Source organism: Bacillus sp. mrc49 (genome assembly GCF_002803435.1).
In genome coordinates, this window is record NZ_PHNG01000688.1 from 269,465 (window position 1) to 290,550 (window position 21,086).

Below are 21,086 nucleotides of genomic sequence, written 5' to 3' on the forward strand. Positions count from 1 at the left end.
TAGTTCGGAGGAAATGCATTGAAAAAAATATTTTGTATCGGTGAGGCATTAATTGATTTCATTCCCGTTCAAAAGCAAAAATCATTAAAAGCGGTGTCTTGTTTTGAACGTGTCGCAGGCGGAGCTCCGATGAATGTGGCCATCGCGATTGCAAAGTATGGAGGGAATTCCGTCATGCTTTCCAAAATAGCCAATGATCATTTTGGCGACCATTTACTGGACGTGCTGCAAGAAAACGACGTAGATACCTCGTATATCGTGCGAAGTGATGAAGGGGAAACTGGCTTGGCCTATGTATCGATCGATGCGGCAGGAGAAAGAAGCTTTAGTTTTTACCGGAAAAATGCAGCGGATTTATTGCTGTCTCCTGAAGAAGTGAAAGACGATTGGTTTAATGGAGGTGACTTCCTTCATTATTGCTCTGTTGATTTGGTTGAGAGCCCAATGAAGCAAACGCATAGGAAAGTCATCAATGCTTTTCGCGAAATTGGCGGCATCGTTAGCTTTGACCTTAACGTACGGCTTCCGTTATGGCCTGATGAAGCAAGCTGCCGCCAAACGATCCAAGACTTTTTGCCTCTTGCTGATATCGTTAAAGTATCCGAGGAAGAACTAACTTTCGTAACGGATACGAATATGGAAAAAGCGGCGATTGACTCTCTTTTTGTCGGGAACGTGAACGTCGTCATTTATACTAAAGGCAGTAAAGGCGCGAGCATCTATTTAAAGAATGGCGAGTTATACGAAGACCCAGGATTTTCCGTGACTGTTTCAGATACAACAGGGGCGGGTGATGCATTCATGGGTGGATTTTTATCGGAGCTGATTTCCTTGGATATTACAAACGAAAATCTTTGTCAGCGAGTCAGGGAACACCATCAGCGATTACTTACATTTGCCAATGCAAGTGGGGCACTGACGGCCTCCGTCAAAGGAGCGATACAGGAAGCTCCCGGTAAACGTCATGTATTGACATTCATTGCCACTCAACGTACCAAAAACGAATCTCGATGACAATCGAGGTTTGCAAGCTTGCAAGTATACTCATCTTTTTTTGTCTGCCCCGTTCGGGAGAAACCGAACGGGTTTTTTTTACGTGAGCTCCCTCGGGGCGTAGGTTATGTGTCGGTTAAAGGTGTCAAGAAGAAGTGGAGACACAATGAATTCAAGTGTGCCCATATTTTTTTAGTGTTTACTGAAAAAAAAATAGGGAAAATAATTGATATGAATAAAATCCAACAAGATAAAGGAGCTGGAAAGATGCGTAATTATACACAACAGTACATTAATGGTGAGTGGGTTGATTCCACAGGATCGGAAACGATTGATGTTATCAATCCAGCTACGGAAGAAGTCATCGGCAAGATCATTTCGGGAACAAAGGAGGATGTCGATCGCGCTGTCGAAGCGGCTCGTGCAGCATTTCCTGCATTTTCTAGAATGTCGAGAGAAGAGAGAATCAAGCTTCTGGAGAATATCGCAAAAGAATATGAAAATCGGAAGGATGATCTTGTCAGCGTCATGACAGAAGAGTTAGGCTCCCCTGTTACACGAAGTGAACAAGTGCAGTATGAGATGGGCTTACAGCATTTTAAAAAAGCGGCTGAAAACCTGAAAACATTCGAATTCACCGAACAGCGTGGAGACACTCTCATTCAAAAAGAGGCAATTGGTGTTGCTGGGCTCATCACACCTTGGAATTTTCCTGCCAACCAAGTTTGTACGAAATTGGCGAGTGCATTTGCGGCAGGAAGCACAGTTGTCCTCAAGCCGGCTGCCTTGACGCCACTGACGGCAATCATTCTCGCGGAAATATTTGAAAGTGCTGGAATGCCAAAAGGTGCATTCAATTTAGTGAATGGCTCTGGTTCCACCATTGGGGAAGCGATCAGCTCCCACCCTGGTATCGATTTTGTCTCGTTTACTGGTTCTGGAAGCGTTGGTTCGAAAATCATGGAAAACGCAGCTCAGGGTATAAAGAAAGTATCACTCGAACTTGGCGGGAAATCACCATTAGTGATTTTAAAAGACGCCAATGTAAAAGAAGCGGCAAGAACGGCTGTCTTGAATGTCGCGATGAATACAGGACAGGTTTGTACGGCTGCCACGAGGACCATCGTTCCCAAATCGATGCATGATGAGTTCATTAAAGCGATAAAAGAGGTGCTCCCGGAATTTCCTGTAGGAGATCCGCAAGATAAGGCCACCTTCATGGGACCGCAAGTATCGGAGGGGCAGTGGAAAACGGTCCAAGCCTATATTGAAAAAGGTATGGATGAAGGGGCGGTGCTTGTTGCTGGAGGCACGGGAAAACCAGAAGGCCTTGATAAAGGTTACTTCACGAAGATTACGGTTTTCACTGATGTGAAAAGCGATATGACCATCGCAAAAGAAGAAATATTCGGTCCTGTCATGTCAATTCTTACGTACGAAACCATTGACGAAGCGATTGAGATCGCCAATGATACGATATATGGTTTAGCAGGATATGTATTTGGTGAAGATGCTGCCGAATTGAGAAAAGTGGCTTCAAATATTCGTGCTGGGCAAATCACGGTCAACAATGCCAAAATAGACTATTCAGCACCATTTGGAGGATTCAAGCAATCAGGTATCGGTCGTGAATGGGGAGATTACGGAATGGAAGAATTTCTTGAACCAAAAGCCATTCTAGGCATGCCTTCTTGATATGGCATTTGTGGCCTTGCCCACGATAAATTAGCTTCCCACATAAGATTGTAAGCGGCGGCCTTTTCTCGGTATTCACCCGGGGAAAGGTCGTTCGTATTCTTTAAAAACGTTCCGTAAGAATGGACGACAATAGGATGTTTTAAAGAGGAATAAACAAAATAAATAGGGATAGCATAATCACTATCCCTAACAGTACATATAATTTCGATTAACGAGTTCTTCCGCCTAATTGCTGCTCAGCCATTTGCACTAAACGTTTCGTGATTTCTCCACCAACAGAGCCATTTGCGCGGGATGTTGTATCAGGACCAAGGTTAACGCCAAATTCATTTGCGATTTCGTATTTCATTTGTTCTAGAGCTTGTTCTGCACCACTAACTACCAATTGATTGCTGTTGTTGTTCTTAGCCATGTTTTCAGCTCCTAATAATTTAATGTGTTGCTAGTCATAGGTTTCGATATTGTAAACAGTTATATACATCAAAATGAAAAAAAAATTCCGGAGATTTGATTGAATGCATTGCATGCTCCAGCAGTCTATAAGCATATAAGATGAGGTCGATTGTAGCGTGGTGAATTATATGAATGTTAATTTCAAATAGTCCTTGGGGATGATAGCTTCATTGATCTTGATATCCTCGGGAAGTTTTTCAAAGTGAAAGGCAGTAAAAAAGGACCCCTTGGGTCCTTTTCAATCTCAGCAGGCGTGCAAAACGGTTATATGATGAGGGAGGGGTTCGTATCGCCTTTAAAATCGCAATCGATCAAAACGTTATTTTTTTTTGTTTTCTCATCCATTGAGTCGCCACCCATTTTTCATCGGCGATAACCGGTGCGCCGCCGTGTAATGTCCGTTCGTTCAATTCATGGTCATTATAGAAATACTCGAAATAGACCGCCATTCCCTTATGCGGGGATATGGACAAATTCAGTTTAGGGAAAAATGTTTCTCCCCCATGCTCCACATCATTTAGATACATGACAAGTGTGCTGATTCGATTATTCTTAGTCTCTTTACTTGTGAAAAAATCAAAGTGAGCTTTATATTCTTGACCAGGAGTATATTTAAGGATTTGAATGCCATCCCCATGTTCACGAGGGATATTCATGATGGTCGATATTCTTTTTTCAATCTTGGCGATGGTGTCATTTTCATTTTCTTGAAAAAACATGCTGCTGCTTGTCCTCATCTCATTTACTTCGCGAGCATTTCCAATTTTGGAACGATGCAATTTGTCTTTTGACAGCTGGATCAGTTCGTCACATTCCCCGTCGCTCAAAACATTTCCCAATATTAAAATTAACGGTTCTTCCATTCTAGCAATGATATTGATTACTCTATCTTCTGTTTTGATTTTATTTCCAATGTGGTTAAAGATGGTCTGTTCTTTACTGGTTTCAATTGTCAACTTTCATCGACTCCTCAAAAGGTATAATTAACAGAATAATATATTTTTTCTGTAATTTTTTCAATCTAGCTAATTATAGCACAAATTGCCTGTCATAAACCTTTTTGCCTATTCAGGAATTGGGCACCTTCGGCTCAAGGGAGCCCCAGTATTACCGATCAATGGATGGATTCGTTACATAGGCAGCCTGTTATATCTCGTTCATTGTCACTAAAGTACCATTTACATGAAAAACAGCCTCCAATAAAATAAATGGTGGGCTGGAAATGTTAGCCAAGGAAAGTCCTTAAACCTGTTAAAATCATTTCCCCCCAGGCAGCATTTACAAAAGCACATGGTTGATAACAAAATAGCGCCGGATAAGGAAGTGGTAGCGTTGAAAAAGAGCATCTGCATCATTGGCAGTGGGATTGCCGGGCTGCACCTGGCTTATGCACTAAAGGACGAATTTGATATCACCGTCATTGAACGCCGTACACCAGAGGAAATCAAAGAAGGACGCATCATGTCCACACAGGTTCATTTTGGATCGACAAGGATACGCGAAGGACGCTTCAATATGCCGAACTGGGGAGAACAATCAGAGATCGAAAGCATCCATATTACAATCGGAAATCAAAAACTTTTTGCCGGGATATTGCAGAAACCGGCATTATCTATTGATCAACGCTTGCATTACGCTCGTTCAATGAAAGACCTTGCAAAAAAAGGGGTCTCCTTCCGTCTGGAAAAGGTGGACAGGGAAAATGTCGAAGCGTTGGTTGAAGGGTTTGATTTAATCATTGATTGTACCGGGAAAAATGGACCTTTGTTTCCGTTTCCAATTGAATCGGAGCTGTCTCCTTATCTAGCTCCGCAGCGAAAATGCACCGTAGGCTATTTCACAGGCATAAAAGCAAATGACCCTCCGGGAATAGGGGTAACGGTTCTTCCTGGAGTGGGTGAAATGTTTGAAATTCCTGCAATAACCGAACAGGGCCCTGTTACGATTTTATTCATCATGGCAATTCCAAACACTGAGCTGGATGTATGTAAAGGGGTGAAGAATGCCACGGAATTCACTCATGCAATGAGCGGGGCAGTCCAACAGTACTTTCCTGACGTTTATGAGCGCCTTGATCCGGAAAAATTTAAGTTATGTGACAGGAATGGCTTTCTTCAAACAGCGGTAACGCCCGTTATACGAAAGCCATATCTTATGGTTCATGATAAGCTGGTTGTTGGCTGCGGGGACAGCGTGTTTTTAAACGATCCGATTACGGGTCAAGGCTGTAATCTCTCTTCTTTTTGTGCGGAGCAATTGTATGAAACCCTCATTGAATGGAAACATTCCAAGTGGGACGAAGAATTGGGCGAGTCTTATTGGAAACGTACGAAACCATTTGTAAAAGAAGTAACGGCATGGACAAATGCCATGACTGAGCCATTGCCTGAGCATGTTGTTCAATTGCTGCTGCAGGGTTCACAGGACCAGGTCAAAGCAAATGAAGTTGCTCAATGGTTCGCGGATCCGACTAAAGGATTTGAAGCGTTTTTTTCAAGACTGAACGTTTAGTTTGAAGTGCAGGAACGTATGTTTTATAATGTAGGCCAAGCGATCCCATATCTTTGAAAAGGAGGAATACAATGTATCGTTCGATAAAGGATTTTATCAGAGAGTGGCATAAAGAAGCCATTCTGACTCAACATGTATTGGATAGCCTGACAGATGACGCCTTAAAACAACAAGTGTATCCTGAAGGCCGTACTTTAGGAAGAATTGCGTGGCACGTAACAACGAATATCCCGGATTATCTAACTCATTTTGGATTCAAGATCGACAGGAAAGAGGATGGAGAACGCGTTCCTGCTTCAGCCAAAGAAATTGCTGCGGCATTCAAGGAGATAAGCTCCCATGCAGCCCAAGTCATTGAACAGGATTGGACAGATGAATCACTCGAACAAATGCAAACAGCGTTCGGAAGACAGGAATCGAATGCTGAGATTTTAATGGGGTTAATCAAGCATATCATCCATCATCGCGGGCAAATGACGGTACTAATGCGCCAAGCAGGAATAAAACCTCCTGGAGTTTATGGACCGCCAAAGGAAGATTGGATCCATCTAGGCGTGGAAAATCCACCACTTTAATGCCATAAAAGCTTTTTATTGAATCACTGATTAGAAGTAGGATTGAAGGAAATAGCCAAAGAAAAAGCACCGTTCACGCCGCTTTTTCTTTGGCTAAAGTGTCGTCAGTTCGTGATGCTATCGTTAGTAAGCACTGAAGCGGCTTTGCTTCTTTTGTGATGATAAATATAAGACCCAGCTATCAAAATAAATCCGAAGACGAAAAAAAGCCAACTACTTACGGGATCGCCGACAACGATGGTTGAGTACATGGCACCCGTCAAATCGAATGTCATTCCGGCATAAGCCCATTCCTTGATTCGAGGAAAGCCTGGAACGAGGATTGCCACAATACCTAATAGTTTTGCGATTCCAAGAAACGGAAGGAGGTAGGCAGGATAACCCAAATGCTTAAATAACGCGACTGCATCAGGAGCAGACAAGATATCGGGAATGGAACCAATGCCCATTAAGGCCACGAGCAACCCGGTGAAAACCCAGTAAAGGCTATTTGTTTTTTTCATTTACTACTTTCCTCCCCTTGTTTGATATTTAATCATATTCCCTTTCCGTTTTTTTAATCCGCACTTTATATTGAAGCTTGGAGTTCCAGGAAGACTTTAAGCAAAATAAGCTGAGGATAAAGCTTTAAGGGACATTAATTTAAAAATGTTGGGAGGCTGGCATGTGATCGTGTTTATCATAAGGGTAGCAGTGATACTATTGATGTTGATATTGACAATGGTATTCATCGCTAAAAAAATACCAAGAAAAATGCCCCATAAGCAAAAACAATGGTGGGTCATTGCACATATCCTTTTTGTTATTGTGTATTTCTGTGGCATTGCGGGTCAATCAGTCGTTCTATTTTCAATGGCTTCCTTTTCAGAAAAAGGGTCCATTCATGCGGGACTTAAATTCATCAGTTATTTTGACGATTATTTAACGATTCCAGGTGCGATGGGCTCCTTCGTTACAGGAGTTTGGATCGCACTACGTACCAATTGGGGAGGACTTACAGCATATTATTGGATCATGGCCAAGTGGATCGGTAACATCTTCGCGATCTTATTAGGGTCAACGATCACTGGTAATGTCGTACATAATCTATTCCCGAAAATCCTTTCCAGTGATGTGGAGCCCTCACAAAACCCCCTTTATTTTCAGAGCCGGCAAATCTTGTTTTTAGGTATGGGGATCAGCTTAACGATTTTAACTTTTTTAGTCGTGATTTCTTATCTGAAACCGTGGGGAAAAAGGAAGAAATAAAGCGGTGAACCAATAGGACATATCCTGGACAGGGGAAAAAGGACGAACCTTCTCCAAAAAGCAATCAATCTCTAAAATAGGCCCACTGGTGAACAACAGAAAAACCTGCCTGGTTTCCGGACCAGGCAGGTTTTTTCCTTTGGGAATGAAACAGGTGTACCCACGTTTCGTTTATTTCTTTTCGTACAAGGACTTAGAGCCCATTAAAGAGTGGACACCTGATATAAGTGCCCCTTCCTTTTAAGCCGGAAATTTTAAAACCTCATTGATTCAAGTTGCATGTTTCTTTGAGAGACGATTCGTGATGGTATCTTCCTGCGGTGAAGTTCGCCGTATGTAAAAGGCGAGTATGAAAGCAACTATTGTTAACCATGTTGCGATCATGAATGCGTCATTTACTCCCATTACGTTTCCTTGTTTGATGGCCATGGCCATTTGGAGTTTATTTTCTGGTGAGATGTGTTGTTGAGTTAAGATCCCTTGTACATGTTTCGTTCCCTGATTGGTCATGATGGATACAAAGAAAGCCATGCCAACAGCACCTGCAACCATCCTCAATGTATTGACCATGGCTGTTCCATATTTATTCAGGCTAAGTGCCAATTCATTCAATCCGGCTGTGAAGATTGGCATCATCAATAACGACATGCCGAGCATTCTTATCGTATATACCGCCACCACATATGAAAAGGATGTATCCGTTTCAAGACGGGTTAAAAGGAAGGTGGTGATGATGGTAATGGCAAGCCCGCTTACCGCCAGCCATCTCGCGCCAAACCGATCAAACAACTTCCCTGTGATAGGGGACATGATTCCCATTAAAATGCCGCCGGGCAACAGCATGAGGCCAGATTCCAGGGGAGTGAAGCCACGGATATTCTGCATATAGATCGGCATGATGATCATACCGGAAAACATTCCCATGGTCGCGATAACGTTGATGATTGTCGTTAATGTGAACATCCGGTAACGAAATATCCTGAATTCCAAGATAGGATGCGTTACAGTGAATTGCCTCCAGACAAATAAACCTAAACTCATCCCTCCAACAAGGAACATAGTCAGGACTTCGAAACTGCCCCAACCCTTGGTACCCCCTGTTGCAAATCCGTATAAAACCCCGCCGAATCCGAGAGTCGATAAAATCACGCCAATTTTATCGAGTTTTGGCCTGCTAGTTTCACCCACTTTTTTAATGATGAAAATGGCAAAGATAAAGTCAAGAAGAGCAAATGGGAAAATGATGAAAAACAGAACGCGCCAGGAATAATTTTGTACAATCCATCCTGATAACGTAGGCCCTATGGCTGGGGCGAAATTCATCGCAATTCCAAATATACCCATTGCAAAGCCGCGTTTGTTAGGGGGAAATAAAGTGAAAATAACGTTTGTAATCAAGGGGAATAATATACCTGCGCCTGCAGCTTGAACGACACGTCCGATCAGTAAGACGGAGAAGGTAGGGGCAATTCCGCATAATAAAGTGCCTAGCGCAAACAGTCCCATCGAAGCAAGATATAATTGTCTCGTGTTGAATCGTTCCATTAAGAAAGCCGTAATCGGGATGACAATCCCATTCACCAACAAGAAGATCGTTGTAAGCCAATTGGCGGTTGCGGCTGATATTTGAAAATGATTCATCAATTGAGGCAACGCGATATTGATCAAAGTCTGATTCAAGAAAGCGACGAGAGCACCAGCAAGCATCACCGCAAACATGGGGCCTGTTCGAATTTTAGCAATGGTTTTTTTGTCTTGATTCATTCTTAGAGCACGTCCTTTTGGATAAGTTGAAACATATCGTTACTAACTGCTATGTTTTTGTAGGTATGGAAACACATCACTATACTGAGTTCATGTTCCTCTCTTTCAAAATGGAAACCAACTTGTTTCCACCAATATACATCATCTTAAGATATTAAGCTAAATCCACGACTTTAAGCAATGTTTTTTTCTAAAACCAGTGATATGTCCGATAGAATCAAAGGCAACTGGGGGCTTTGTTAACTTACGACTCCAGAGGTCGATGGGGCGCAGCTTCAAGACGCCCTTCAACAAACCTGGAAATCATATTTGAACATTTTCGCGTTATGAACACTCTGGCGGACCAGAGCTTGGACGATATAAGACGAAACAGCAACAAGCCGATTATGGATAGGTTCAAGCCAGTATATATGTTCCAATCATCGAGCGAGGCTAAAGGGGCCTTGCTCTGAAGTGACCCCGATCTTTAGATTTTCGTCTAGCGGATCGGGGGGTACAGTTATTGGAAGGGAGATGATTACAGGTGCTTTTTATAGAAAGCTTCCACTTTTTCAACATCTTGATGAACAGGTTCTGGTTGTGGATAAATCATAATGACTTGCGCCTTCGACAATGCCCGATTATAGAGCCCGTGACCATCTGAATACGAACCGAACCCGCCCGTTACACTGCCTATGAGTATAGGTAAAGGTGCGCGTTAACAGCTCTTCGGCTACATGAAAAGCATCAAAGCCTTTCACTGATTTCATATACGCATAAGAGTTTTAATGCACTTGTGTGTATTCATGATAAAATAGTTATCGAACCTATTAAATGCGCACTAGTAAAACAGCGTATTAAATCATATTTCTTGAGTATGTATAAGTACAAAAAGGAGCCTTCTGTATGAATACAATAGATAGACGAATAGTCAAGTCACAGTCAGCCATTCAATCGGCATTTCTGGAAATGCTGATAAATGAAGGATTTGACGATATTACCGTGAAGAATATTACGGAAAAAGCTAACATTGGCAGAAAAACATTTTACTTGCATTATATGGATAAGTTTGATCTATTGGATAAGATTGTGGATGCCCATATAAAACGGTTGAGAGTAATATGTGATCAAAAACAAAGCAAAGGATTCATAGAAGGTACGATTATCTGGTTCGAGTATTTTCAGGAGCATAAATCTTTTTTTGCCTCCATTTTCAGAAGTAATGGCACCTTATCATTTCGAAAAAGAATATTGTCATTCATCATGGGTGAGATGGATAAAAAGCTTAATGCAAAAGCAGCTTTGAACCAAAATATCAATAAAAATATCGTTTTGAGATTTTTAGGAACAGCTGTCATGGGTGTAATGGAATCTTATGTGCTGGGAGAAATTGATGGTGATATGGAATCCGTAGCCATGCAAGTGGGCGAGTTGCTCAAAAGAAATATATAAATAGGTGAGGGGATTGTTATGAAAATCAGTCAAACGAAGGATTTCCAATTGGTGGCTAAATTAAATGAATATGTGCACGGTTTACACTCAAATTTATATCCTGCCCATTTTAAGGAATATAATCATGAGAATGTGAAGGCTGGTTTCAAAAGCCTCTTTCAAAACGAACGTTTCATTTTCCTGCTGGTGGAAGATAATGACGAAGCGGTAGGCTATGCATGGATAGAGACAAGGGAATATCCCGACAATCCATTTAAAAAAGCTTATAAGTCCGTTTATGTACATCAAATCAGCATAGTCGATACAAAAAGGAATAAGGGATATGGGTCAAGCCTTATGAAACGGATAGAAGAAATTGCCATCGAGAAGGGAATAGACGTATTGGAATTGGATTATTGGTCAGGGAACAGTGCGGCAAAGCAGTTTTATCAAAACCAAGATTTTACAAAATACAGGGAATTTGTGCATAAACAGTTGTGACGATATTGTAAAGCATTGGGTGTATAGAAAGGATTCAACGTAGCTATTATAAATAAAACAACCAAAAAACTTTTCCGATAGTGAATGAAACATTAAAATATTAGAATGCATGGTATGTATGGGGTGGAACCTTCTTAATAAATGAAGTAAGCTCTTCTGCTTGAGCCAACGATTGTGTTGCCTGAAGATCGGTGCAGCCTTTTTTATACAGCTATCGGGGGCAGGATAATACAAATAACGATATTCGTGTAAAATTTTTTTCGGAAGGAATTGGTCATTCGAAGTATGTGAAGACCACACATCAGCGAACCTGGAAACCTATATTTACAGCTGCTATGTGGAAATGAATGGCGATGTAATCATGGAAAAAGCATAAGAGGAAATAAAAGGTCCCCCCAAAACAAGCCTGTATAAAATGGAGATAGCCCGTAAAAAAATAATCAGAGTATCCTGTTGACAGTATATCTACTGAGTGATACGATATACATGTAGTAAGTCTCACTGGATACCAACGCGACTGAATCGTTAGGCTGTAAAAAAAATCGATTTAACCATGCACATGTATACTCATTACTGAATAGCATATCATTAGAAAAGCTATACTGTGAAAAATTTTCCTCGGTACTGAGTTATACTTAATATAAGTCAGACTAAGTAGAGGAGGCTCTGAACATGGAAAATTTAACTGAAATGCTGAAGGGGTCGCTGGAAGGCTGCGTGCTCGAAATCATCAGCCGCCACGAAACTTATGGCTACGAGATTACCCGCCGCCTGAACGAGCTTGGGTTCACTGAAGTCGTGGAAGGGACGGTCTACACCATCCTCGTTCGCTTAGAAAAGAAAAAACTGGTGAACATAGAAAAGAAACCGTCAGATATGGGACCGCCCCGCAAGTTTTATTCACTTAATGATGCCGGCCGCGAGGAACTTGAATTGTTTTGGGAAAAATGGGCTTTTGTTTCCTCAAAAATCAACGTCTTAAAGTCAATTTAGCATCATATAGTATTCCGTAAGATATTAAGGTGTTTTGTTCAGCTTTAAAAAATAGGAGGAAAAATAACATGATGGAAATGTTCAAAAAAATGATTGGTGATAAAAGAGAATACAAGGTGATGATGGCGCGGGTCGATGCCCTTCCAGAGGATTACCAGTTTGTGTTTAAGAAAATTCAAGCCTACATGTGGAATTTCTCAGCTGGTAACGGGATGGATATGCTTCGCATGCAGTATGAATTAATCGATTTGTTCGAAGTTGGTGCAGCGGAAGGCAGGCAAGTCCTGGAAATAACAGGGGATGACGTGGCGTCCTTTGCCGACGAACTAGTGGCAAACGCTAAAACCTATGTCGCCAAATATCGTGAAGATTTAAATGAGACTATCGTTAATCGATTGGGAAAAAATAAATTTAATAAATGATATGGACTGAATAGCTGATTGAGAATGTGTATTGCCTATGCTATTCAGTTATATTTTCAATTAGTAGTAAGTCATACAGATTATCAGTCACACTAAATAGAGGAACATAGGCAAACTAGCTCCGCAAGACGCGTTACGGATGATTACGGATATAGCTGGCGGTCTTGCCGAGCTGATTATAAGGAGGAAAAAGTATGGAACATGCAGTGATTTCTGTAAAAGGGCTAAAAAAATCCTTTAAAGGCAAGGAAGTCTTAAAGGGGGTCGACCTTGAGGTGCAGCGTGGCGAAATTTTCACATTGCTGGGCTCAAATGGAGCGGGCAAGACGACGACGGTCAATATTCTTTCGACACTATTGAAGGGCGATGGCGGCGAAGTAGATATTTGCGGTCATGATGTCCAGCGTCAACCGGATCATGTTCGCCAAAGCATCAGCCTGACAGGACAGTTCTCAGCTTTAGACGGTATGCTCACAGGGCGGGAAAACCTGATGATGATAGCCAAATTGCGGCGGATTTCCAATCCTGCCCATGTCGCCGACGATTTGCTTGCAAGATTCAGCCTGACCGATGCGGCCAACCGCCGCGCGGACAAATATTCCGGCGGGATGAAGCGCCGGCTTGACATCGCCATGAGCCTGATCGGGACGCCTGCAGTCATTTTCCTCGACGAACCGACGACAGGGCTTGACCCCGAAGCGCGTATAGAAGTCTGGGATACTGTCAAGGAGCTTGCTGGCGGCGGCACGACCATCTTACTCACGACCCAATATCTGGAGGAAGCCGAACAATTGGCCGATCGCATCGCCATCCTTCATGGCGGAAAAATCATCTCGACCGGCACCCTTTCTGAACTCAAAAAGATGTTCCCTCCAGCGAAAGTGGAGTATATCGAGAAGCAGCCGACATTGGAGGAAATTTTCCTCGCGATCATCGGCAAAAAGGAGGAGATGTAAATGAAACGTAAAACAGGGGTATTGCTAGGGCGTTTAATGCGAAACATCATGCGCAGCCCGGATACAATCATCACGGTCGCAATTACGCCGATCATGATGATGCTGCTGTTTGTCTATGTATTTGGCGGCGCCATTAAGGCCGGCACGGATAATTATGTCAATTATCTATTGCCGGGAATCTTGCTGATGGCCATCGCCTCAGGCGTCGCTTACACTTCCGTGCGTCTGTTTACGGATGTAAAGAGCGGGCTGATGGCGCGTTTCCTTACCATGCCCATAAAGCGCTCGTCAATATTGTGGGCACACGTGTTGACCTCGCTTGTTTCCAATGCGCTTACCATCGTGGTTGTCATCCTCGTTGCACTCTTGATGGGCTTCCGGTCCAACGCCGGAATCCTCGATTGGCTCGCGGTAGCCGGGATACTCGGGCTGTTTACATTGGCGCTGACATGGCTGGCGATCATTCCCGGACTGACAGCGGGGTCCATGGAAGGGGCTACAGCCTACTCATACCCGCTGATTTTCCTCCCGTTTATCAGTTCGGCTTTTGTCCCCACCGAAACCATGCCGAAAATTGTCCGTGCGTTCGCTGAGAACCAGCCTGTGACATCAATCGTGAATTCGATACGTGCCCTTTTGTATGAAGGATCTGTTGGTAACGGAATCTGGATCGCGATTGCCTGGTGCGTCGGCACCATGGTCGTCGCTTATTTCTTCGCCAGTATAGTATTTAAACGTCAGTTAGGGTAAGCGAACCATAAAGAAACGATACGACTCACAAAACAATGGCATTTGTGTTACATGCACATGCTATCATCTGGAAGGCTGCTTTCATGGCGGCCAAACTGCATTGTTAACATAAGTATCCATGGATTACATTTTCGCTAAAATGTAATTCATGGTTTTTTCTATATAAAGACAATATCATAAATTCTCTGCGAGAAGGCTATAAATCTAACAGGATCTCTATTTTTGCTTGTGCAACGAACGGAAGTGGTTATATGCATATGAAAAAAAGGGGAATCCAGCAAAATCAGATTTTTCAATACATTGATTTACAACTAGCCTTGGTAAACGTAGAATAGACGGAAATAGTGCCAGCTGTCAGTGAATTTTCACCTTGGTACATGGGAAAGGAGCAATTTCGCTTGCTGGGCGTTTAGTATACCTACGGGACTTTATCCTTGCTTTGTCGATTAGTAAGACGAGATAACATTCATGAATTCATTTTCTTATCTGGGTTAGAGTAATGATGCACTTGTGTTCACATGGAAGAAAAGGAACCGAGGTCTCTTTTTAACATTTATTCGTGTGACCGAAATGATGCAAATAGAAACGGTCGGGCTCCTAAGTAACAAAGGGCCTTTAGGTGCAGGGCGATTCTTCTGGAGGTGTTCCTGTATGGTCGATGCTGCACCTACATTGTAGTGTTCTGCACTAAAAAGTGAAATGATGTATTGGAAGGTTCTGAGAATGAAAGGTGCTAAAGCTTTTTTTCACATAGTTTGAAGGAAAAGGAGCGGAAAAAAATGGGAGAGAAGTTTCGCAGAAAATCACCAGAAGAATTTTTACAATCCATTCATAAAGTTCACCGTGGCCGCTTGAAAATCATTCTGGGGGCAGTGTCCGGATCTGGGAAGACTTATCATATGCTATTGGAAGGAAATGCATTAAAGAGAAAGGCAATTGATGTAGTAGTAGGGACAGTAAGTGCATCCGATCGCCCCAGAACCATTGAACAAATAGGGGCGTTAGAAAGAATTGCACCCATTGAGTGGATGGAGGGTGGGATCCTTAAACAAGATTTGGATATTGATTCCATCATTGAACGGAATGCTGAAGTTGTTCTTGTGGACACCTTGGCCCATCGCAACCGTCCAGATGCCTCAAATAAGACTAGATTAGATGATGTGCTAACGTTAATGAGCTACAACATAAGTGTCATCACAACGATTAACATCTATGAATTGGAGGGTGTGAAGGAGGTAGCTGAAAAGCTTTTGGGTGTGAGGGTTCAAGTGGACCAGTGCGTTCCAGATAATACGCTTGCAATGGCAGACGAGGTGAAGCTTCTGGACGTTACCCCGGAACAAATTCTTAATCGCCTTCAAGATGACTTAATCGAACAAAAAAAAGAAGCGAAAGGAAAAAGGGGGGAATTATTCAGACGAGATAATTTGGCCGTATTACGGGAGCTTTCCCTTCGCTTTTTAGCTGGAGAGGTTAACGACGAATTAGATGATTACCGTGAACAACAAGGATTGATAGGGCCATCTGGTGCTTCTGAGCGAGTCCTTGTTTCGGTCCAATACCATTGGAATGGATCCATACTCATACGGCGCGGGCAACAAATGGCAAAACGCCTGGGCGGGGAGTTATATGTGGTGTGTCTTTATTCTCCCATTAAGAAATTGTCAAAGGAGGAGGGAACCTTCAGGAGATCTATTAAAAAGCTGGTACATAAAATAGGTGGGGAATTTGAAGAACGTCCCCTTGCAGGAGAGGATGTAGCTGGGGAAATAGTAAATTATGCAACTGAGAAAAATGTTACAAGAATCGTAATGGGTCAATCGAAACGAAGCCGTTGGGAGGAAATCATTCACGGATCGATCATTAATAAGATACTTCAAAAAAGCCGGAATATTGATGTTTTTATCGTCGCTGACCGAACGGGAAAAAGTGGTGAAAGGGTGATCCCGGCCAAGTGGAAGGATGAACATAATCTCAATCCATATCGCCGCCTGTCAAATGAAGAGGTAATAGATCATATTGATAAGATCCGCCATGGGCAAATGAAAGTGTATATCGGTGCTGCGCCGGGTGTTGGCAAGACTTATACGATGCTCCGCGAGGCAAACGAACTAAAAAGGAAGGGGATAGATATTGTAATTGGGTTTCTTGAAACGCATGGAAGAGAGGATACGTTTGAACAAATCGGCACATTAGAACTAATTCCGAGAAGGAAAATACAATATAAAAATGTAGTGCTGGAAGAAATGGATACAGACGCGATTTTAAAAAGGAATCCTGAGGTTGTTCTTGTTGACGAATTGGCTCATACAAACATACCTGGAAGTATGAATAAAAAACGTCACCAGGATGTCGAAACAATTTTGAAAGCGGGCATTTCCGTTATTTCCACTATGAACATTCAACATCTGGAAAGCTTAAACGATAGTGTCGAACAAATTACCGGAGTCCGCGTTCGTGAAACAGTACCAGATCATATCCTGCGTATCGCAAAAGAGATTGAACTTATTGACATGTCACCAATTGGCTTGCAGCAACGAATGCTGGAAGGGAATATTTATGCCAAAGATAAAATTGATCAAGCTCTAAGCAATTTTTTCAAAACGGGCAATTTGATAGCTCTGCGTGAATTAGCTTTACGTGAGGTAGCTGATGATGTGGACGAAAGGCTTGAGTCATGGGAAAGAAAGCGGACCTTAAGGGGACCTTGGAGAAAGCAGGAGGTTATTTTTGTTTGTGTTAATTTGCGTCCGGATAGTGAACGTTTAATTCGGCGGGGCTTCCGTATTGCCTATCGGTTAAAAGCACAATGGTTCGTCGCTTACGTTAAGGACCATTCGCCTCTAAAAGAGGAGGAGGAAAAAACATTAGAAAAACTTAAAATATTGACAGAACGGCTTGGGGGGGATTTCAACATGTATGAAACGCATCATCGACGAAAAGTAGTTGGGGAGGTGGTTAAACGATTATATGAAGAAAATGCAACACAGGTTATTATCGGACAATCTGCACGAAAAAGGCTGGAAGAAATCATGAAAGGATCGGTTGTACAAAAATTGCTTCGTGCGGTTCGCCATTTGGATGTATTGGTGGTTGCCGATCATAAACCAGAAATGGCAAAAGAACTTAAAGAACCATAATAATGCAAGTACGGAATTCAAATCCCTTAATAAGGGGAAGGGTTAAACCTGTGTGGAAATACACATAGTATAAACAACAAACCCAGTTGATTATCATTCTGGGTTTGTTTGAATTGGTAATTTGGGGTGTTGCGGAAGAGGAAGGATCAAAATTATGCCTTGGATTCTAAGGATTTTTCAAGATCTCTATCTACAATGAACACTTCCAGTCTTTCCTCCGTTTTCGTGCTGATATCACTATGGCTGGAAAGAACGTTGCATTTTGTCAGCCGTTTCACGATCTCCTCGAAGTCTTTACTGTACATTTCCCTTAACACCTGCCTCATTTCTTTGACTAGCCTCCGCCCGGAATCTTGGGAAACAAGGTGTTTTTCTTCCACAGTCAGCACTCCCTTAAAACGGGTAATGACCATATCCTGTACAATGTATGTTTTCGCCTCTTGAGGACCTCGGCCCATAAGCTCTCGCTGAAATGTAATAAAGGCTGCACTTATTTCAGCCTCTAGTTTCTTTTTGGAATTCACCATATTGTCTCCCCTGCTTTTCTCCAAATTTATGCAACTTATCATAATGTCCGGCCTGATTCTTGTCAATAACATTCGAAAAAATGATTCTTAACTTGAAATAGTAAGATTTATAAAGAAAATAAGTTTTTTTAAACGGGAAAATTAGTGATATCATAAGGAAACATAAGGAATAATGAGAATATTATAGAATAAGTGGGAAAATTGGTCTTATTCGCCCCAAAATGCTAATTTACAAGTGGCAGGTAACGAGCTTAGAATAACAACATATTCAACACCAACAATTGCAATTCGGCTTAGTCCTGGGTGATCAGGAACGGAGGAACCAATTTTTTGGGGTTAATTCTGCTTATGCAGAAAGGATGAGAGAATCTTTCGCCATCCTACCCGTCAGCTAACTTCGTCGGCTAAAGCGAAGGAGGTCATGAGACCGCCTTAATCAAGGGGCTTTTTTGTTGTGAAAACGGCAAAAGGCAACTTGAATGATAAGTAGGTCTTTTTAATTTGCCTATTTTCATAAGAAGAAGGACCATGGAAGACAGAACGCAAAGGAAGCACATGCTGGCTGGGCGTTAAGTAGACCAATGAGTACTTTTTCTCCAATTATATTTGTTTGCTAATGCAGCGTATCCAATAACCGGTGCGTGAATCATTTTTGATTTGCGCGCGGATATGGATAGCTACTGCATGGCTGCATATATGGGGGAAAAGTAAGCATTGGTCTATTTTTTATGTTTTCAACTGGCAGGCTACACTTCCCCAGAAAGTATGCAGCTTGAAACTTGGTCACAAAAAGTAGTAATGAGGTGGATTGCATGGGAAAAGTATTGGTTGTTGGGAAAGGGGATTTATACAAATCTGTAAAGGGAAGTATAGGAGCCACCCACACGGATACAAGTAACTTGGAAATTGTAGATTATGAAGAAGAATGGTTGATGCCGACAAGAGAACTGGAGGATTGTGATGGATTAATGGTTGATAAATCGAACCAGTATAGCTGTATTTATTTGTTCCCAAATTGTCTACTTGATGGAATTAATCTTTTGAGGATCTTTTCAGGGCTCAAACATTTTAGGCTGTTTGTTGTCACTCATCATCATCGAAATTCCAGTCTATATAAAAAAATGGGAGCCGATTTTGTCATCGTCAGTAAACCAGACGGTAACAGCTATGACTGGCTGCTAACAAGCGGAACCTAATAACTTTAAGGGGGTGAGCCATTTTAATTGTTTAACATATTCATCGCTTGGAAGGAGAGATGATGATGGATCTTTTATCGGTGTCACTTACAACTTTTTCATTCTTGCTGTTTTTTGGATTTCTCCATTTTTGTAACAAAGTTATCGAAAAAAAAGGAGAGTAGAAGCATGCTTTTATTAATTATTGTTGGAGCACTTTCGTTGTACTTGGTTCATGCTTTAATTTATCCGGAAAAATATTAATCGCTACAAAACGGAGGAAATGCAAATGGATTATTTACAAATCGGTCTGGTATTGGCACTCGTTATTATTTTGGCCATACCACTGGCGAAATACTTAGTTAATGTTTATTCCCTTGAAACAACCAAACAAGATCGAATGTTTGGGGGAATAGAACGGGGCATTTTTAAACTATCTGGTATCCATACGGGTGATATGAACTGGAAGCAGTATGCTAAGGCCCTACTTTTGAGTAATATGGTCATGTTTATTATTTCGTACTTGATCCTTCGCTTTCAAGGCGGATTACCAGGTAATCCAAGTAATATAGCCAATATGGATCCGTTATTGGCATTCAATACCGCTGCAAGTTTCCTTACCAATACTAATTTGCAGCACTACAGCGGGGAATCGGGACTTTCTTATTTATCACAAATGGTCGTCATCATGTTTTTGATGTTCACGACACCGGCTACCGGCCTTTCGCTCTGTATGGCCTTTTTCAGAGGTCTGACCGGGCAGCGCAGTATGGGGAATTTTTATGTGGATTTAATTCGTTCCATCACCAGGATGCTTCTGCCGTTATCTATTTTAATCGGGCTTGTCCTAGTATCCCAAGGGGTGCCGCAAACCCTTGATCCCACAGCCGTTGCCACTACATTGGAAGGTGCGACACAGAATATTGCACGCGGACCTGTAGCGGCATTGGAGTCGATTAAACATTTAGGGACAAATGGCGGTGGATTCTTTGGTGTCAACTCGGCACATCCCTATGAGAATCCTAATGGTTTCACCAATATCTTAGAGATTCTATCTATGTTCCTGATACCTGTAGCTCTCCCGTTAACGTTTGGGTATATGGCAAAAAACAAAAAACTAGGGTGGATTCTTTTTGCGGCAATGGGATTAACGTTCCTTGTGTTTTTAAGTGTTACGTATTTCAGTGAACAAAATGGAAATCCATCATTAGAAAAAATGGGAATATCTCAAGAGAATGGAAGTATGGAGGGCAAGGAGGTTCGATTTGGAATCGCTCAGAGTGCCCTTTTCACAGCCGTAACGACAGCTGCTACGACAGGTACGGTCAATAATATGCATGATACGCTTACTCCGCTTGGCGGACTAGTGCCATTGGCAGAAATGATGTTGAACTGTGTGTTCGGCGGTGATGGAGTAGGTACGGTCAATATCCTTATGTACGCAATAATGGCAGTTTTCATTGCTGGATTGATGGTTGGACGTACGCCGGAGTTTTTAGGGAAGAAAATTGAAGGCAAGGAAATGAAACTAATAGCCATTGCCATCCTTTTACATCCATTATTCATCTTAGTTCCGTCAGCCATTGCTTTAGCTACACAAATGGGCACTTCGGCTATTTCTAATCCGGGTTTTCATGGAATTTCACAGGTTGTTTATGAGTTTACCTCCTCGGCAGCTAATAATGGCTCCGGATTTGAAGGTTTAGGGGATAACACTCCATTTTGGAATATATCCACCGGATTGGTCATGCTGTTTGGCCGTTACTTTTCCATGATTGCACTAATCGCTGTCGCAGGTTCTTTACTTACAAAGAAAGGAGTTCCCGAAACAATTGGAACGTTCAAGACGGATAATGGCACTTTCCTGGTCATTCTCTTGGCAACGGTTTCGGTTATAGGGGCATTGACGTTCTTCCCGGTCATTGCACTCGGACCAGTAGCAGAATGGCTGACAATTAGATAAACGAAGA

General features: G+C 42.2%; 20 protein-coding genes and 1 riboswitch. Of the genes, 15 read left to right on the forward strand and 5 right to left on the reverse strand.

Annotated features, from left to right (window positions below; genetic code table 11):
* Positions 1 to 18 precede the first annotated feature (18 nt).
* Positions 19 to 1,014, forward strand: a complete 996-nt coding sequence (locus CVN76_RS12605; RefSeq protein WP_100531515.1) for a carbohydrate kinase family protein — start codon at positions 19 to 21, stop codon at positions 1,012 to 1,014.
* A 246-nt stretch (positions 1,015 to 1,260) separates the two neighbouring features.
* Positions 1,261 to 2,688, forward strand: coding sequence for an aldehyde dehydrogenase family protein (locus CVN76_RS12610; RefSeq protein WP_100531611.1), 1,428 nt, complete (start codon positions 1,261 to 1,263; stop codon positions 2,686 to 2,688).
* A gap of 211 nt (positions 2,689 to 2,899) precedes the next feature.
* Here the strand turns inward: CVN76_RS12610 and CVN76_RS12615 are convergent, their stop codons facing one another.
* Together CVN76_RS12615 and CVN76_RS12620 are read right to left on the reverse strand one after the other, a co-directional pair.
* On the reverse strand, positions 2,900 to 3,103 hold the full coding sequence (locus tag CVN76_RS12615; protein WP_100531516.1) for an alpha/beta-type small acid-soluble spore protein: 204 nt from the start codon (positions 3,101 to 3,103) through the stop codon (positions 2,900 to 2,902).
* 352 nt (positions 3,104 to 3,455) lie between these two features.
* Complete coding sequence (locus CVN76_RS12620; RefSeq protein ID WP_100531517.1) at positions 3,456 to 4,100, reverse strand: 2OG-Fe(II) oxygenase; 645 nt, start codon at positions 4,098 to 4,100, stop codon at positions 3,456 to 3,458.
* Between the two features lie 367 nt (positions 4,101 to 4,467).
* Here CVN76_RS12620 and CVN76_RS12625 point away from each other — a divergent pair, with 367 nt between their 5' ends.
* Both CVN76_RS12625 and CVN76_RS12630 read left to right on the forward strand, forming a co-directional pair.
* Positions 4,468 to 5,655 (forward strand): styrene monooxygenase/indole monooxygenase family protein, encoded by a 1,188-nt coding sequence (locus CVN76_RS12625; protein WP_442857570.1) that lies wholly within the window; start codon positions 4,468 to 4,470, stop codon positions 5,653 to 5,655.
* A 71-nt stretch (positions 5,656 to 5,726) separates the two neighbouring features.
* Positions 5,727 to 6,230, forward strand: coding sequence for a DinB family protein (locus CVN76_RS12630; protein ID WP_100531519.1), 504 nt, complete (start codon positions 5,727 to 5,729; stop codon positions 6,228 to 6,230).
* A 104-nt stretch (positions 6,231 to 6,334) separates the two neighbouring features.
* On the opposite strand, the gene CVN76_RS12635 is transcribed toward CVN76_RS12630, so the two are convergent.
* On the reverse strand, positions 6,335 to 6,733 hold the full coding sequence (locus CVN76_RS12635; protein ID WP_100531520.1) for a DoxX family protein: 399 nt from the start codon (positions 6,731 to 6,733) through the stop codon (positions 6,335 to 6,337).
* A 163-nt stretch (positions 6,734 to 6,896) separates the two neighbouring features.
* On the opposite strand from CVN76_RS12635, the gene CVN76_RS12640 reads away from it, so the two are divergent.
* The gene (locus CVN76_RS12640) at positions 6,897 to 7,478 is read left to right on the forward strand and encodes a DUF2269 domain-containing protein (RefSeq protein ID WP_100531521.1); all 582 of its coding nucleotides are present in this window, start codon (positions 6,897 to 6,899) and stop codon (positions 7,476 to 7,478) included.
* Positions 7,479 to 7,748: 270 nt separating this feature from the next.
* Here CVN76_RS12640 and CVN76_RS12645 read toward each other — a convergent pair whose 3' ends face one another.
* A complete protein-coding gene (locus CVN76_RS12645; RefSeq protein WP_100531522.1) occupies positions 7,749 to 9,242 on the reverse strand; it encodes a DHA2 family efflux MFS transporter permease subunit in 1,494 nt (497 codons plus the stop codon).
* Positions 9,243 to 10,127: 885 nt separating this feature from the next.
* Here CVN76_RS12645 and CVN76_RS12650 point away from each other — a divergent pair.
* The 7 genes from CVN76_RS12650 (at position 10,128) to CVN76_RS12680 (ending at position 17,414) form a co-directional block, all read left to right on the forward strand.
* Complete coding sequence (locus tag CVN76_RS12650) at positions 10,128 to 10,673, forward strand: TetR/AcrR family transcriptional regulator (protein WP_100531523.1); 546 nt, start codon at positions 10,128 to 10,130, stop codon at positions 10,671 to 10,673.
* An 18-nt stretch (positions 10,674 to 10,691) separates the two neighbouring features.
* Complete coding sequence (locus tag CVN76_RS12655) at positions 10,692 to 11,153, forward strand: GNAT family N-acetyltransferase (RefSeq protein WP_100531524.1); 462 nt, start codon at positions 10,692 to 10,694, stop codon at positions 11,151 to 11,153.
* Positions 11,154 to 11,825: 672 nt separating this feature from the next.
* Positions 11,826 to 12,146 (forward strand): PadR family transcriptional regulator, encoded by a 321-nt coding sequence (locus tag CVN76_RS12660; protein ID WP_061140380.1) that lies wholly within the window; start codon positions 11,826 to 11,828, stop codon positions 12,144 to 12,146.
* A 68-nt stretch (positions 12,147 to 12,214) separates the two neighbouring features.
* Positions 12,215 to 12,568, forward strand: a complete 354-nt coding sequence (locus CVN76_RS12665) for a DUF1048 domain-containing protein (protein WP_100531525.1) — start codon at positions 12,215 to 12,217, stop codon at positions 12,566 to 12,568.
* A gap of 194 nt (positions 12,569 to 12,762) precedes the next feature.
* The gene (locus CVN76_RS12670) at positions 12,763 to 13,524 is read left to right on the forward strand and encodes an ABC transporter ATP-binding protein (RefSeq protein ID WP_100531526.1); all 762 of its coding nucleotides are present in this window, start codon (positions 12,763 to 12,765) and stop codon (positions 13,522 to 13,524) included.
* Positions 13,525 to 14,274 (forward strand): ABC transporter permease, encoded by a 750-nt coding sequence (locus CVN76_RS12675; RefSeq protein ID WP_100531527.1) that lies wholly within the window; start codon positions 13,525 to 13,527, stop codon positions 14,272 to 14,274.
* 779 nt (positions 14,275 to 15,053) lie between these two features.
* Positions 15,054 to 17,414, forward strand: coding sequence for a universal stress protein (locus tag CVN76_RS12680; protein WP_100531528.1), 2,361 nt, complete (start codon positions 15,054 to 15,056; stop codon positions 17,412 to 17,414).
* A 152-nt stretch (positions 17,415 to 17,566) separates the two neighbouring features.
* On the opposite strand, the gene CVN76_RS12685 is transcribed toward CVN76_RS12680, so the two are convergent.
* Positions 17,567 to 17,941, reverse strand: coding sequence for a DUF2294 domain-containing protein (locus tag CVN76_RS12685; RefSeq protein WP_100531529.1), 375 nt, complete (start codon positions 17,939 to 17,941; stop codon positions 17,567 to 17,569).
* A gap of 280 nt (positions 17,942 to 18,221) precedes the next feature.
* Positions 18,222 to 18,362: riboswitch (cyclic di-AMP (ydaO/yuaA leader) on the forward strand.
* A gap of 391 nt (positions 18,363 to 18,753) precedes the next feature.
* Between CVN76_RS12685 and CVN76_RS12690 the strand changes: the two genes are divergently transcribed.
* The 3 genes from CVN76_RS12690 to kdpA all read left to right on the forward strand — a co-directional run bounded on the left by CVN76_RS12690 (position 18,754) and on the right by kdpA (position 21,079).
* Entirely contained in the window at positions 18,754 to 19,137 is a 384-nt protein-coding gene (locus CVN76_RS12690; protein WP_100531530.1) for a hypothetical protein, read from the forward strand.
* Positions 19,138 to 19,305: 168 nt separating this feature from the next.
* Complete coding sequence (locus tag CVN76_RS32380; protein WP_442857571.1) at positions 19,306 to 19,380, forward strand: potassium-transporting ATPase subunit F; 75 nt, start codon at positions 19,306 to 19,308, stop codon at positions 19,378 to 19,380.
* 25 nt (positions 19,381 to 19,405) lie between these two features.
* Positions 19,406 to 21,079, forward strand: coding sequence for a potassium-transporting ATPase subunit KdpA (kdpA, locus tag CVN76_RS12700; RefSeq protein ID WP_100531532.1), 1,674 nt, complete (start codon positions 19,406 to 19,408; stop codon positions 21,077 to 21,079).
* The last annotated feature ends 7 nt before the right edge of the window (positions 21,080 to 21,086 follow it).

What these genes read in the sequence shown, in the direction of transcription:
- CVN76_RS12645 (WP_100531522.1), bottom strand. Translation starts at nt 9,242, where the DNA reads ATGAATCAAGACAAAAAAACCATTGCTAAAATTCGAACAGGCCCCATG.
- CVN76_RS12610 (WP_100531611.1), top strand. Translation starts at nt 1,261, where the DNA reads ATGCGTAATTATACACAACAGTACATTAATGGTGAGTGGGTTGATTCC.
- CVN76_RS12665 (WP_100531525.1), top strand. Translation starts at nt 12,215, where the DNA reads ATGATGGAAATGTTCAAAAAAATGATTGGTGATAAAAGAGAATACAAG.
- kdpA (WP_100531532.1), top strand. Translation starts at nt 19,406, where the DNA reads ATGGATTATTTACAAATCGGTCTGGTATTGGCACTCGTTATTATTTTG.
- CVN76_RS12690 (WP_100531530.1), top strand. Translation starts at nt 18,754, where the DNA reads ATGGGAAAAGTATTGGTTGTTGGGAAAGGGGATTTATACAAATCTGTA.
- CVN76_RS12675 (WP_100531527.1), top strand. Translation starts at nt 13,525, where the DNA reads ATGAAACGTAAAACAGGGGTATTGCTAGGGCGTTTAATGCGAAACATC.
- CVN76_RS12615 (WP_100531516.1), bottom strand. Translation starts at nt 3,103, where the DNA reads ATGGCTAAGAACAACAACAGCAATCAATTGGTAGTTAGTGGTGCAGAA.
- CVN76_RS12655 (WP_100531524.1), top strand. Translation starts at nt 10,692, where the DNA reads ATGAAAATCAGTCAAACGAAGGATTTCCAATTGGTGGCTAAATTAAAT.
- CVN76_RS12685 (WP_100531529.1), bottom strand. Translation starts at nt 17,941, where the DNA reads ATGGTGAATTCCAAAAAGAAACTAGAGGCTGAAATAAGTGCAGCCTTT.
- CVN76_RS12650 (WP_100531523.1), top strand. Translation starts at nt 10,128, where the DNA reads ATGAATACAATAGATAGACGAATAGTCAAGTCACAGTCAGCCATTCAA.
- CVN76_RS12680 (WP_100531528.1), top strand. Translation starts at nt 15,054, where the DNA reads ATGGGAGAGAAGTTTCGCAGAAAATCACCAGAAGAATTTTTACAATCC.
- CVN76_RS12670 (WP_100531526.1), top strand. Translation starts at nt 12,763, where the DNA reads ATGGAACATGCAGTGATTTCTGTAAAAGGGCTAAAAAAATCCTTTAAA.
- CVN76_RS12635 (WP_100531520.1), bottom strand. Translation starts at nt 6,733, where the DNA reads ATGAAAAAAACAAATAGCCTTTACTGGGTTTTCACCGGGTTGCTCGTG.
- CVN76_RS12630 (WP_100531519.1), top strand. Translation starts at nt 5,727, where the DNA reads ATGTATCGTTCGATAAAGGATTTTATCAGAGAGTGGCATAAAGAAGCC.
- CVN76_RS12660 (WP_061140380.1), top strand. Translation starts at nt 11,826, where the DNA reads ATGGAAAATTTAACTGAAATGCTGAAGGGGTCGCTGGAAGGCTGCGTG.